Consider the following 272-nt stretch of genomic DNA (forward strand, 5'->3'; position numbering starts at 1 on the left):
CTCGAGCGGCGATCCCAACGCAATTCCCCGATAGCTCACTGCACGAGCGACATGCATCTCCTGGGCAATATCTACACCGACAACCAGATGCAAAGAGGAAATGTTTTCAATGAGTTGATTTTGCTTGTCCTGAGCTTTAAACTTCATAGTAGAGCGACCTCCTAGATGGTGAGATTAAAAGGGCTGTAGACCCGTTCCAACTCCCATGTTACAGAGGTGCTCTTTTTTGTACAAAGGCCAAATTATTCATTCTACAGGAATTCTAACGGGCA

The 272-nt window shown here is 46.0% G+C and carries 1 pseudogene; it reads right to left on the bottom strand.

Annotated elements, in window-relative coordinates:
• Positions 1 to 147 (bottom strand): annotated as a pseudogene (locus tag UQ64_RS32425) (IS110 family RNA-guided transposase); the annotation flags it as partial.
• Between the last annotated feature and the right edge of the window lie 125 nt (positions 148 to 272).

The sequence above is a fragment of the Paenibacillus etheri genome (genome assembly GCF_001012825.1).
Taxonomy (GTDB): Bacteria; Bacillota; Bacilli; order Paenibacillales; family Paenibacillaceae; genus Paenibacillus_AQ; species Paenibacillus_AQ etheri.